General features: G+C 35.5%; 10 protein-coding genes. 9 read left to right on the forward strand and 1 reads right to left on the reverse strand.

The window, feature by feature from the left end; genetic code table 11:
• Window positions 1-17 precede the first annotated feature (17 nt).
• Window positions 18-2,648, reverse strand: coding sequence for an alanine--tRNA ligase (alaS, locus tag C8P67_RS12610; protein ID WP_115813525.1), 2,631 nt, complete (start codon window positions 2,646-2,648; stop codon window positions 18-20).
• 231 nt (window positions 2,649-2,879) lie between these two features.
• On the opposite strand from alaS, the gene C8P67_RS12615 reads away from it, so the two are divergent.
• The 9 genes from C8P67_RS12615 (at window position 2,880) to C8P67_RS12655 (ending at window position 13,533) form a co-directional block, all read left to right on the forward strand.
• On the forward strand, window positions 2,880-3,857 hold the full coding sequence (locus C8P67_RS12615) for a M23 family metallopeptidase (protein WP_115813526.1): 978 nt from the start codon (window positions 2,880-2,882) through the stop codon (window positions 3,855-3,857).
• A 152-nt stretch (window positions 3,858-4,009) separates the two neighbouring features.
• On the forward strand, window positions 4,010-4,342 hold the full coding sequence (locus tag C8P67_RS12620) for a MerR family transcriptional regulator (protein ID WP_115813527.1): 333 nt from the start codon (window positions 4,010-4,012) through the stop codon (window positions 4,340-4,342).
• 96 nt (window positions 4,343-4,438) lie between these two features.
• Window positions 4,439-5,026: a LemA family protein gene (locus tag C8P67_RS12625; RefSeq protein ID WP_115813528.1), complete on the forward strand. Its 588-nt coding sequence runs from the start codon at window positions 4,439-4,441 to the stop codon at window positions 5,024-5,026.
• Between the two features lie 93 nt (window positions 5,027-5,119).
• Window positions 5,120-5,557 (forward strand): TPM domain-containing protein, encoded by a 438-nt coding sequence (locus C8P67_RS12630; RefSeq protein ID WP_115813529.1) that lies wholly within the window; start codon window positions 5,120-5,122, stop codon window positions 5,555-5,557.
• On the forward strand, window positions 5,557-6,426 hold the full coding sequence (locus C8P67_RS12635) for a TPM domain-containing protein (RefSeq protein ID WP_115813530.1): 870 nt from the start codon (window positions 5,557-5,559) through the stop codon (window positions 6,424-6,426). The genes C8P67_RS12630 and C8P67_RS12635 overlap by 1 nt, the downstream gene beginning before the upstream one ends.
• A gap of 185 nt (window positions 6,427-6,611) precedes the next feature.
• Complete coding sequence (locus tag C8P67_RS12640) at window positions 6,612-9,104, forward strand: WG repeat-containing protein (RefSeq protein ID WP_115813531.1); 2,493 nt, start codon at window positions 6,612-6,614, stop codon at window positions 9,102-9,104.
• A 118-nt stretch (window positions 9,105-9,222) separates the two neighbouring features.
• Complete coding sequence (locus C8P67_RS12645; RefSeq protein ID WP_115813532.1) at window positions 9,223-9,636, forward strand: RrF2 family transcriptional regulator; 414 nt, start codon at window positions 9,223-9,225, stop codon at window positions 9,634-9,636.
• Window positions 9,637-9,892: 256 nt separating this feature from the next.
• On the forward strand, window positions 9,893-12,508 hold the full coding sequence (locus C8P67_RS12650; RefSeq protein WP_115813533.1) for a TonB-dependent receptor: 2,616 nt from the start codon (window positions 9,893-9,895) through the stop codon (window positions 12,506-12,508).
• Between the two features lie 77 nt (window positions 12,509-12,585).
• Window positions 12,586-13,533 carry a PstS family phosphate ABC transporter substrate-binding protein gene (locus C8P67_RS12655; protein ID WP_115813534.1) on the forward strand — a complete coding sequence of 316 codons (948 nt, stop codon included), beginning with the start codon at window positions 12,586-12,588 and terminating at the stop codon, window positions 13,531-13,533.
• Window positions 13,534-13,615: the final 82 nt, after the last annotated feature.

A 13,615-nucleotide genomic window follows, 5' to 3' on the forward strand; every position in this document is an offset into this window, starting at 1 on the left:
GGTTGCTTATAATAAAACTACTTCACAAACTCAACCGCCTTAGCCAAAGCCTCAGCAATTCCATCTACATTTTTACCTCCTGCAGTAGCGAAGAAAGGCTGTCCCCCTCCTCCACCTTGGATGTATTTACCTAATTCGCGAACCACCTGACCGGCGTTTAGTTTTTTATCGGCTACTAATTCTTTGGAAATATAACAAGACAAAGTTGGTTTCCCTTCTTCGGCCGTAGCCAAAACTAAAAACAAATTATTTATTGTATTTCCAAATTCGTAAGCTAAATTTTTTGCTCCTTCCGCATTCAAATCAACTTGTTTTGCTAAGAATTGAATACCATTGATTTCCTGCAATTCTTTGGCCAATTCGCCTTTCATATTTTTGGCTTTATCTTTCAATAAAACCTCCAATTGTTTTTTAAGTGAAGCATTTTCATCCTGAATTGCCTGAATGGCTTTTACAGGATCAACAGCATTTTTCAGTACTTCTTTTATTTCGGCGAAAGTAATCAGCTGCGATTCAAAAAAATCTTTAGCTGCTTCGCTGGTAATCGCTTCAATACGTCTGATTCCTGCCGCAACAGCACCTTCAGAAGTAATTTTGAAATGCCAGATATCACTTGTATTTGGCACGTGAGTCCCTCCGCACAATTCCACTGAATCACCGAATTTAATCATTCGAACAACATCTCCATATTTCTCACCAAACAAAGCTATAGCACCTTCTTCAATTGCCTGATCTTTTGGGATCGCTCTTTTTTCTACCAAAGGCAGACTCTCACGAATTCTTGCATTTACAAAATCCTCAACTTCTTTAAGTTCGTCCTCTGTTACTTTAGAAAAATGCGAAAAGTCAAAACGCAGTGAAGCATTACGAACCATCGAACCTTTTTGCTCAATGTGTGTTCCCAATATTTTTCGCAGTCCTTGATGTAACAAGTGAGTAGCCGAGTGATTTGAAGATGTTTTTGCTCTCTGGATTTCATCTACAACGGCAACAAAACTATCGGTTAAATTGTCCGGAAGCGATTGTGTAAGATGTATTGTTTGGTTGTTTTCTTTTTTGGTATCAATAATATAAATAATATCACCGTTTGAAGCTTCAAGATATCCTTTATCACCTGTTTGTCCTCCGCTTTCACCGTAAAATGGTGTAGCATTGAAAACCAACTGATAAATTTCACCGTCCTTCACACTATCCACTCTACGGTATTTAGTGATTTTCACATTGTGTCTCAATCGGTCGTAACCTACAAATTCCTGCACATCATCTTCGACCAAAACATTCCAGTCTCCAGCCGTAACTTTTGAAGCTGCACGGGAACGTTCTTTTTGTAATTGCAATTGTTCCTGAAAACCTTTTTCGTCCAATTCCAATCCTTTTTCAGAAAGAATCAAAGCTGTCAAATCGATTGGAAAACCATAGGTATCATACAATTCAAATGCTTTTTTCCCGTCTATTACTGAACCTGAGTTAGTACTAATAACCGCATCCAACAATACCAATCCCTGATCCAAAGTTCTCAAAAAAGAACTTTCTTCTTCACGGATTACATTGGAACATAATGCTTTCTGTGAACGGATTTCTGGGAAAGAACCACTCATTTGTGCGCTCAATGTTTCAACCAATCTGTATATAAAAGGTTCTTTCGTATCTAGGAAAGTAAAACCGTAACGAATTGCACGACGCAAAATTCTACGGATTACATAACCAGCTCCCGTATTTGATGGCAACTGACCATCAGCAATAGCAAAAGCTACCGCACGAACGTGATCGGCAATTACACGAATTGCAATATTTATTTTTTCTTCGGCTTCGTCTTTTGCTTTGATTGTATATTTAGTTCCAGTAATCGTTTCGATTTCTCTAATTAGCGGCGTGAAAACATCGGTATCATAATTTGACTGAACTCCTTGCAAAACCATACAAAGACGCTCAAATCCCATTCCAGTATCTACGTGTTGCGCAGGTAATTTTTCCAATGAACCATCGGCTTTACGGTTGAATTCCATAAATACGTTGTTCCAAATTTCCACCACATGCGGGTGATCGGCATTCACTAAAGATTTACCAGAAACCAAAGCTTTTTCTTCAGCCGAACGGATATCCACATGAATTTCAGAACAAGGTCCACAAGGTCCTTGGTCACCCATTTCCCAAAAATTATCTTTTTTGTTACCAAGAATAATTCGGTCTTCATCAATTAATTCTTTCCAAATGTCCCAAGCTTCTTGGTCAAAAGGCACATTCTCAGCAGGATTTCCTTCAAAAACTGAAACATATAATATTTCTTTCGGTATTTTATACACCTCTGTCAGTAATTCCCAAGCCCAGTGAATTGCCTCTTTCTTGAAATAATCACCAAAAGACCAGTTCCCTAGCATCTCGAACATTGTATGATGGTAGGTATCAATCCCAACTTCTTCAAGATCATTATGTTTTCCTGAAACACGAAGACATTTTTGCGTATCGGCAATTCTGTTGCTTTTTGGTGTTCCTAAACCAAGAAAATATTCTTTAAACTGGGCCATTCCTGAGTTGTTGAACATCAAGGTTGGATCATCTTTAAGAACTATTGGAGCCGAAGGAACGATTAAATGCCCTTTGCTCTCGAAAAAATCTAGGAATTGCTTGCGTACGTCTTGTGATTTCATATTTAAATTAGAAAATGTGATAATTTGATAATTAAAAATTGATAATTAGAAAATTGATAAGCAGACAATGTGATAAGCAGATAATTTTAAAATTATCTAATTGCCTAATTATCTCAATTATAAAATTGGCTAATTATTTATTCCTGAAAAAAATAACCGAACAACTGAAACATTTATTAAATTTGTTCGACTTACCTTATACTAATTTGCAAAAATAGGGTATTTTAAAATATGGCGAAAGTAAAATATTATTACGATTCAGTAAATCTGGCCTATCGGAAAATAAAAATCAGAAAAAGAAGAAAAGTTGGCTATGCTGTTCTGTTTTTATTGTCCTCGGCATTGTTTGGATTTTTGACTTTCATAATACTATTGAACACTCCTTATTTTGACACTCCAAAAGACCGTTTACTGGAAAGACAAGTTGAAAATTTAAAATTGAATTATGCCATTTTGAACAAAAAAATGGATCAGATAGATGATGTCATCGAAGATATTGAAGACAGGGATAATAATTTATACCGAGTATATTTCAACACGGCGGCCATTCCAGAAGAAGAGCGAAAAGCGGGCTACTCCAAAATAAATCGTTATGCGGCACTGCAGGGCTATGACAATTCAAGATTGGTAATCAGTACTACCGAAAGAGTGGATGCCTTGAGCAAAGAACTCGCAATTCAATCCAAATCATTGGACGAAATTGTAAAATTGGCCAAAGCCAAGGGCAAACTGCTTTCGGCAATTCCAGCGATACAGCCTGTGAAAAATGAAAATTTAAAACACATGGCTTCTGGTTTCGGTTATAGAAGCGACCCATTTACAAAAGCCAGAAAAATGCATGAAGGGATGGATTTTACGGCTAAATCGGGAACACCAATTTATGCCACAGGCGATGGAGTTGTGGCAAGAGCGGACAACAGTGCTTCGGGATTTGGGAATCATATTGTAATCAGACACGGTTACGGTTACGAAACTCTTTATGCTCATTTGAGCAAGTACAACTGCAGACCTGGAAAATCGGTTAAACGCGGTGATATAATTGGTTATGTTGGAAGCACAGGACGTTCAGAAGCACCGCACCTTCATTACGAAGTGCATAAAAACGGAAGAGTGGTCAACCCGCTTAATTTTTATTACGGCAATATTTCGGCGGTGGAATACGTTGCTATTTCAAAAATAGCGAATCAGGAAAACCAGTCTTTGGATTAAGTTGTTAAGTACTTAGTGATTAGTCCCTAGTTGATTAGTAAATGATATAAAAATTAAACATAAAATAAAGAAAACACAGGTTATAGATTTATCAACTTAAGACTTAGAAGTAAGGACTAAGGACTAATCTCTAACCACTAAGAACTAAAAAAATGCATATCGAACTTTCACCAGATAAAAGATATTACAGCATAGGCGAAGTCGCCAAAGCTTTTGATGTAAACGCTTCCCTAATTCGTTTTTGGGACAGTGAATTTGATATTCTGAAACCAAAGAAAAACGCCAAAGGTAACAGAATGTTTACACCAGAAGATATCAAAAACCTGCAACTTATTTATCATTTGGTTAAAGAAAGAGGGTTCACTTTAGAAGGAGCGAAAACTCATCTGAAAGAAGGTCAAAAGAAAAGTATGGATAAATTTGAAATTATCAGTAAATTAGAAACCATAAAAATGCAGCTGATCCGCATTAAAAATGAACTTTAAAAATATCAATAGCAATATCAATGTCAATTAAAAATAAATTATAAAATCTTAAACTTTAAATACTTAAACAACAAACAAACTTTAAATTAAACAATTATGAAAAGATTTTTGCCTTGGATTATCGGAGCAGTTGTAATTATTGGAATATACAGCTGGGTAAAGGGAATAAACAATACAGCTGTTACTTTAAACCAAAATATTGAGGAGTCTTGGGGTAATGTACAAACTGCTTATCAAAGAAGAAATGACCTTATCGGAAATTTAGTAAACACAGTAAAAGGTGCCGCCGATTTCGAAAAAAGCACTTTGACTGCTGTAATCGAAGCTCGTGCCAAAGCGACATCGGTAACTGTTGACCCAACAAACATTTCTCCAGAACAATTAGCCGCTTTTAATTCTGCACAAAGCGGGGTAAGCAGCTCTTTATCTAAATTGCTTGTTTCTGTGGAAAAGTACCCAGAATTAAAAGCTAATGAGAATTTCTTAAAACTGCAGGATGAATTGGCAAGTACCGAAAATCAAATTCTAACTGCAAGAACGAGATTTAACGAAGCTGTTAAACCTTATAACAATCATATCGCAACTTTTCCAAACTCTATATTTGCTGGTATGTTTGGATTTCAGAAGAAGGCCTATTTTGAAGCTGTTGCAGGTGCTGAAAAACCTGTTGAAGTAAAATTCTAAAAAGATTTAAGATTTTTGATTAACGATTTTTGATCGCAGAATGTTCTAATTCTGCGATCAAAAATCGTTAATCTTCATTCAAAAATAATTCCCATGTCAAAAGTAGAAGATTTTTTAAGCACAGAAGATGAACAGGAAATTGTTGAAGCTATACGCATAGCCGAAAAAAACACTTCGGGCGAAATTAGAGTTCACATCGAAAAAACAACCTCGATGGATGCGTATGACCGCGCGATGGAGGTTTTTCACGAATTGAGAATGGATGAAACTGAACTGCAAAATGGTGTTTTAATCTATTTAGCTGTTGAAGATAAAACTTTTGTAATCTGCGGAGACAAAGGCATCAACGATATTGTTACCAATACTTTTTGGGACAGCACCCGCGATGTTATGGTTGCTCATTTCAAACAGGGAAATTTCAAACAGGGATTAATTGACGGCATATTGAAAGCCGGAGATGAACTCAAAAAACATTTCCCTTGGCAGGAAGGTGATACCAACGAATTATCAAACGAAATATCAAAAGGGTAATGGAAATAAGTCAGAAAGTCGAAAGTCGAAAGTCGAAAGTCGAAAACCAGAAAGAGAAGACTGGGTGGAAATTATTCCTTTATGTTTTTATTTTATTAAACAGCAGTTTTCTATTTGCACAATATACCATTCCTGAAAAACCTAGTTTTCAAACTTCGGTTTATGATTATGCGAACGTTTTAAGTGTAGAGGAGAAAACACAGCTTGAAGAAAAACTCATCAAATATTCTGATTCTACAACTACTCAAATTGTTGTTATTACTATAGAAAGTCTCAAAAATGAAGATGTTAGTCAGCTAGCAACAAAATGGGGCCAAACTTGGGGAATTGGAGGAACTGCAAAAGATGATAATGGTGTCATTATACTTTTGGCGAAAGCCGAAAGAAAAATAGCTATCAATCCAGGTTACGGACTTGAAGACAGACTAACAGCTGGAACTGGCGGCGAAATAATACGAAATATTATTGTCCCAGAGTTTAAAGCCGGCAGTTATTACCAAGGCTTAGACAAAGGAACTGATGCTATTATTGATGTTTTTAAAGGAAAATACAAAGGAGAACGCAAACAAAAAAGCCAAGGAGGCGATTTTCCTATTTTTCCAATCATTGTAATCGTAATAATCGTTTTGATATTGTTATCCAAAAATAAAGGCGGCGGAAGCGGCAATTCGGGCAATCGAGGCGGCGGTGGTCCCAGCCTAATGGATGTCATTCTTCTAAGCAGCCTTGGAAGAGGTGGCGGAGGCGGTTTCGGCGGATCATCAGGTGGTGGTTTTGGCGGAGGCGGTTTTGGTGGCGGAGGCGGTGGCTTCGGTGGAGGATTTGGCGGAGGCGGATTCTCAGGCGGAGGTTCTAGCGGAGGCTGGTAAAACTATTCCAAATTGATATAAAAACAAATAAACCACTCTAATCGGGTGGTTTATTTGTTTACATATTATTCCTAAAAAAAACTTCACCATTTTACCAAAATAAAAATAAATTTAGGAGAATTATCAACCATTTTCTCATAAGTTTGGGGAAATAAAAACTACTGCTTTTTTCAAAAATAATAGCTATGAAATCCTTTTTTACCCTGACATTTATACTACTTAATTCTCTTTTTGCACACTCACAAGTTCCTACGCAATCTATAAAAGGTGACCCTGACAGCTTCTATCTAACGATCGACGAACCTGTTTCTGATAGCAAAAATCCAAATCCAGTGATTTTTACCGAGAATAACAAATACGGCATTAAGCTTAACAACACTGTAATTGTAAAACCCGCTTATGATTATATCGATTTTTTAGAAAATGATTTCAAAGTAAAAAGCAGCAATAAATTTGGCGTCATCAATAAAAAAGGAGAAACTGTTTTGGAAACCAAATACGATTCAATTGGTAGCGGAATTCAATCATACATTGTAAAACTGAACAATAAATATGGCACCGTTACCGACAAGGGAGTTGAATTATTGCCCATCAAATACTCCAAAATCCTTTATTCAAATAATGCAACAAAAACTTCCCTGATTAAAGATGAGAATAAAGAATTAAAATTAGTTCTGGACAACACCATATCCGATTATCAGTTTGATAACATCTACTTATATAACAACGCTGGGATTATTTCAAAAGATTCCAAAAAAGGTCTGATAATAGACGGGAAACTAGTTCTAGAACCAATTTATGACAACATATCGGCTGACGGACAAAAATCTAATAAAAACGATTATGTGTTTAAGGCTCTTGAAAAAAATAAATATTATATAAATTTTTCTTCGCAGGATATTTTCATAACAGAACTTGGCACAAAAAAAGGACTGATTCATAACGGAATCAGAATTTATGCTGACGAAATGGACAAAATAAGCAACGACTATATGCGAGGCATAGTAATTGTCGAAAAAGACCAAAAGAAAGGAGCTTATTTACCCCGAACCCAACAAAAAATTGATATTGACTACAATTCCATTATTTGTGACGGCACCCGTTTCATTGAATTAAAAAAGAATAATTTATCAGGTATGGTCGATTACAAGCTCAATCAGGTTATGCCATTAGAATACGATGACATTCAGGTGATGGGAATGCAGAGTGCTTTTAAAATTATCAAAAACAAAAAACAAGGCTGGGCTTCTGCAAAAGGCGAAATTTTAATCCCTGCAATCTATGACGAAATAGATGATTTTAATTTTTTACTATCAGATGGTGAAGGTTTCAAAGATTTATTTAAAGTAAAAAACAATGATTTAACAGGGGTTATTAATCAATCCAATAAAGTAATACTTCCAATTAATTTTGAATATATTTTTGAAAGAAATGCTTTTATCTGCGGTAAAACCAAGGATGGAAAATTTGGGTTATACAAAAAAGACGGCTCTGTAATTTTAAAGCCGGAGTATAATTTTATTTTCGAATCTGAAAACGGAAGCAGTAAATTGCTGTTTGCATTAAAAGAAAACTCATATTCCATTATCAATAAAGAAGGTAAAACCATTTATAATAATTCCATCAAAAAGTATGGATACATTCTTAATGAATACAATTTAGTGTGTCCTTTTTTTGACACTGAAAATTCATTTTTACTGCTTCAGGATACCAAAAACAAATACGGGGTTTATGATGAAGTGAACCAAAAACAATGTCTCCCGCAGATTTACAGCTCGATAAGACAAAAACTGCCTGTTGAAAGAAACACCTATTTTATCGTTTCAAAAAACAATAAATTTGGAATCGTTGATGATAAAAATACGATCATTGTTCCTTTTCTCTATGATGACCTCAGTTTTGATTTAACAAATCCATACACCAGTAAAGAAACTATTCTGCCGGCGAAAAAGAATGGAAAATGGGGATTGATTTCTCTAAAAAATAAAACTTTGGTTGATTTTGGCTATCAGTACATCGCAAGAATTCACGGCGAAAGAAATATTTTTAAGGCAAAAATCAAAAACAAATACAAAATCATTGACAAAAACGGTAAAGCAATAAGTGCAGATTCATTTGATAACGTTGCAAATTTTGAAGGAAACGAAACGCTGACTTTCGACAAAAATACAATGAGAGTTATAAATGACAAAGGTGTCTACACCGGCGTGACAGAACAAATGACTATCCATGACGGTTATAAAACTTTTGATGAATTAAAATTTGCGCTAATAGAAGCTTTGGAAAATCCAAAAGATGATCATTTAATGACTTTTTGTACCAAAATTGCACCTTCGAAACATTTACTTTATTATTTGACCACCAATGTATTCGATAAAAAATCACTTCAATATACACCAGGACAAGATCTTATTGCTAAGCAATATTATAAAAAACTATCTGAGTTTAAATTGAGCCGATGGAATGACGACAGATTTTTTAACAAAAGCTCTTTAAAGTCGGTAAACGACTATACTTATATTGATAGCAATGGCATTGTCACAAATTCAAGAACCAATGATCATGCATTTGGTGATACACGCCTAATGGAAAAGATTCTGAGAAATGCCATAAAAGTCAATGGCTTTTGGATTAGCTCATACTTTATGTACCGAAATTTTGAAATATCGGATTATTGAATTTCGATAAAGGGCAATTAAAAAATTAAAAAAATAGCTATATTTGATTTTTATAAAATTTAATAAAAAAGAATTTAGCTAATTTCATATTCATTTTAACCGTTAATATATTCTATAAATGCTTTCACATAAAACCAAATATGCACTTAAAGCACTTCTGTATTTAGCACAGCAGGATGAAAATCATATTTCAAGAACCATTGAAATTGCTGAAGGAGCCAATATTCCAAAAAAGTTTTTGGAACAAATTCTTTTGGATTTAAAAAGAGGTCATTTTGTAGGCAGTAAACAAGGAAAATATGGCGGTTATTACCTTTTAAAAGACAAAGAAACTATAACTTTGGCCGATATTCACCGTCTTTTTGATGGTGCAATTGCTTTATTACCTTGTGCTTCATTAAATTTTTACGAGCGCTGTTCAGACTGTGTCGAAGAATCGGAATGTCACTTAAGACACGGGCTGATGACGATTCGGGACGAAACTTTAAAAGCAATGCAGGGCATCACAATAGCCTCCCTAGTAAAAAAATAAAAAAATATTTTTCTAATTCTACTAATTTTATAGAATTAATTATATATTTGCACCAAGTTTAACTTATGATTAACGATCAAAATTAAAAACATGCAAGCAAATCAAACCAAAAGCAAAACTGTCAGGAAAAGCAACCAGACACCAAATTATCAAATTATAGTAGAAAATAGTATTTACATGTGTTGTATGTGCATGTGCTAGATTATAAAAAAAATTTAATTTAAATTCTACTAATTACATATAACATACATAAATAATGAAAAATACATTTATAAAAACAATTGCAAGTCTATTCTTTTTACTGATTTTCTCAAATTCATATGGTCAAAACCTTTTACAAGGAGTTGTAAAAACCGATGACGACTCCCCTATCGAAGGCGTTAATATAGTTGTAAAAGGAACTACTAATTCATCAATTACTGATGTTAATGGCAGTTTTAGCATAGAAGCCAAAACACTTCCATTTACAATTATTGTACAATACTTAGGTTACACAACCAAAGAAATTAAAATAAACGAACTGCCAACTGCGGCTAAACCTCTACAAATAACAATTAGTACTGGTGAAGAAAAAGTATTATCTGAGGTAGTTGTAACATCACGACGCAGAATAGAAAAAGCACAAGATATTCCTATTGCAGTATCTGTTGTTACGGGCAAGCAAGCTGAACAAACAGGTGCTTTCAACGTGAACCGTATAAAAGAATTAGTTCCATCTGTACAGCTTTATTCTTCAAATCCAAGAAACACTGGGATTAATATTCGAGGTCTTGGATCACCATTCGGTCTAACTAATGACGGTATCGATCCAGGTGTTGGCTTCTATGTTGACGGTGTGTATTATGCCCGCCCTGCAGCAACTACTCTAGATTTTATCGATGTAGAAAGAATTGAAGTATTACGCGGTCCACAAGGAACTTTGTTTGGTAAAAACACTACTTCAGGTGCTTTTAACATAACTTCCCGCAAACCAAGCTTCAACTCAGGCGCAGACTTCGAAGTGAGCTACGGAAACTATGCATATCTGCAGGCCAAGGCTTCGGTTACTGGAGCTTTAAGTAAAAAAGTTGCTGGTAGATTGTCTTTTTCAGGTACACAGCGTGACGGTGTTATCGAAAATATCAGAACCGGAAAGCCAACAAACACATTAAACAATCAAGGTATAAGAGGTCAATTGCTTTTTACTCCTACAGAAAATACAAACATTACATTAGCGGGAGATATCACAACACAGCATAATGACGGATATGCCCAAGTTGTTGCTGGAGTTGCTCCAACAAAAAGAGCTGCTTACCGCCAGTTTAATGCAATCATTGGTGATTTAAATTATCAATTACCAAGTTTGAATGCTTTTGACCGTAAAATTGACCACGATACGCCGTGGCGCTCAGGACAGGATTTAGGCGGTGCATCGCTTAATGTTGATACAAAAATTGGAAATGGAACACTTACCTCAACAACTGCATGGAGATTCTGGACTTGGGATCCATCAAATGACAGAGACTTTACAGGATTGCAGGTACTTGCAAAATCCCAGAATCCATCAAGACAAACTCAGTTTACACAGGAAATTCGTTATGCAGGTCAGATTACATCTAAAATAAGCGGTGTTGTCGGAGTATTTTTTATCGACCAAACATCAAAAACAAAAGGTACTGAAGAATCAGGAGATGCACAATGGAGATTCTCCCAGTCATCAGTTTCATACAAAGATGCTAGTGGAGCAACAGTTGCTGTACCATTATCAGCCTGGACAACTCCAGATCTTCTTGAAGGATACGGAATTAAAACTCAAGCGCAGATACACTCAACAAGTGCTGCTGTATTTGGGCAATTGGACTGGGCTGTTACAGATAAACTGCATGTATTACCAGGTTTAAGATATAATTTTGATAAAAAAGATGCAGATTACGACCGCCAGACATACGGAGGTCTTCAAACTACCGATCCGGCGTTACTTGCTATAAAAAAAGCAGTTTACACTAATCAGAATTTCTCTTCAGATAATGACGATACCGACATCTCTGGAAACATAACTGTATCTTACAAAGCAACAGATAAAATCAATGCTTATGGAACTTTTGCAAAAAGCTACAAACCTATTGGGGTAAATGTTGCCGGGCTTCCAACTCCGCCAGCTGGACAAACTCTAGGGGATCTTGCAACAGTTAAACCTGAAGATGTTACTCATTATGAATTTGGAGTAAAAACTTCTCCAATTGCGAATTCAATATTTAACTTGACATACTTTAACACAAACATCAAAGATTTCCAAACCAATGTTCAGGCAGCTGAATTAGGAGTAAACCGCGGATATTTAGCTAACGCAGATGAAGTACAAGTACAAGGTGTTGAATTAGATTTTAGTTTCCTTCTAAACAAACATTTCAGCATCTATGGAGCTGGAACATACAGCGACGGTGAATATGTGAAATTTACAAATGCGCCACTTCCATTAGAAGAAACGGGAACTACTGTAGATGGAGTTCAAGTAGCTTATAAAGACGTTTCTGGTACAGCTTTACCTGGAGTTTCAAAATGGGCAGGAAGCTTAGGCGGAGAATATACAAAAAGTGCAAAATTTTTCTCAAATGCGGGGAAATTCTTTATAGCTCTTGATAGTTATGCACGTTCTGAATTCTCGTCCAGCCCATCTGCTTCGACATATTTAGTGGTTCCAGGTTATGCTATCTTTAATGGCCGTCTTGGTTTCCGTGCATCAGAAGGTTTATCAGTTCACGTTTGGGGACGCAACCTTTTAAACAAAAATTATTACGAGCAATTATTGCCTGCTGGTGGAAATACAGGACAATATGCAGCAGTATTAGGAGATCAGATTACTTATGGAGTTACTTTAAAATACTCTCTATAATAATTTCTTAAAATCAAAAGTTAACTTGGCTATTATGTCGAGTTAACTTTTTGGTTTTTTTAAAAAAATAAGACAAGATGAAAACTCACAGAAAAATGTTATTACCACTAATCGTGTTAATAATAACAGCCATAACTCCACAAAGAACTAAGGCACAAGATCTATCAGGCAGCATCAGTATTTCAGGAGCTTTTGCCTTGTATCCAATAACTGTTAAATGGGCAGAAGAATTCAAAAAAGCGCATCCAAAAGTCAAAATTGATATTCAGGCAGGTGGTGCAGGAAAAGGAATAACAGATGTTCTATCGAAAGTAACAGATATTGGATTAGTATCACGCGATTTAAATAATGCCGAACTCAAAAAGAAAGCTTTTGCTATCGCTGTTACTAAAGATGCAGTAATTCCAACCATAAGCGCCGCGAGCCCTTATAAAGCGGTACTTTACAAAAGAGGTATAAAAAAAGAGGCTTTAAATAATATATTCATAACAGGAAAATACAAAACCTGGAATGCTTTGGGCTTCAAAAACACAGCAGCTATCCATGTTTATACACGTTCTGACGCAGCAGGAGCTGCCGAAACCTGGGCACATTATTTTGGCAAAAAACAAGAAGACCTACAGGGAGTTGCCGTATTTGGAGACCCTGGATTGGCAGAAGCTGTCAAAAGAGATCCTTCTGGATTGGGTTTTAATAATATTGTTTACATCTACGATACAAAAACTAATAAGCCAACTAATGGACTTGTGCCAGTCCCTATCGATCTAAACAATAATGGAAAACTAGACCCCGATGAAAACTTTTACAATGATATTGACCAGTTGATTGCTGCAATCGTGGCTGGAAAATACCCCTCTCCTCCTGCAAGAGATTTGTATTTTGTTACCAATGGAAAACCAAATAACCCAATTGTAAAAGCCTTTCTTAAATACATTCTTACAGATGGCCAAAAGTATGTGACAGAAGCTGGGTATATCAAGCTTTCAAAAGATAAATTAAAGAAAGAATTGGATAAAGCAAAATAAACATCTTCTAATCTTAGCTTTTCTTTTTTTAGAAATATCCGCATCAGCAATTTTTAGCAGTCCTTTAGTTTTTAAAGAAGAA

The organism is Flavobacterium aquicola (assembly GCF_003385115.1).
In the GTDB taxonomy this organism is placed as follows: domain Bacteria; phylum Bacteroidota; class Bacteroidia; order Flavobacteriales; family Flavobacteriaceae; genus Flavobacterium; species Flavobacterium aquicola.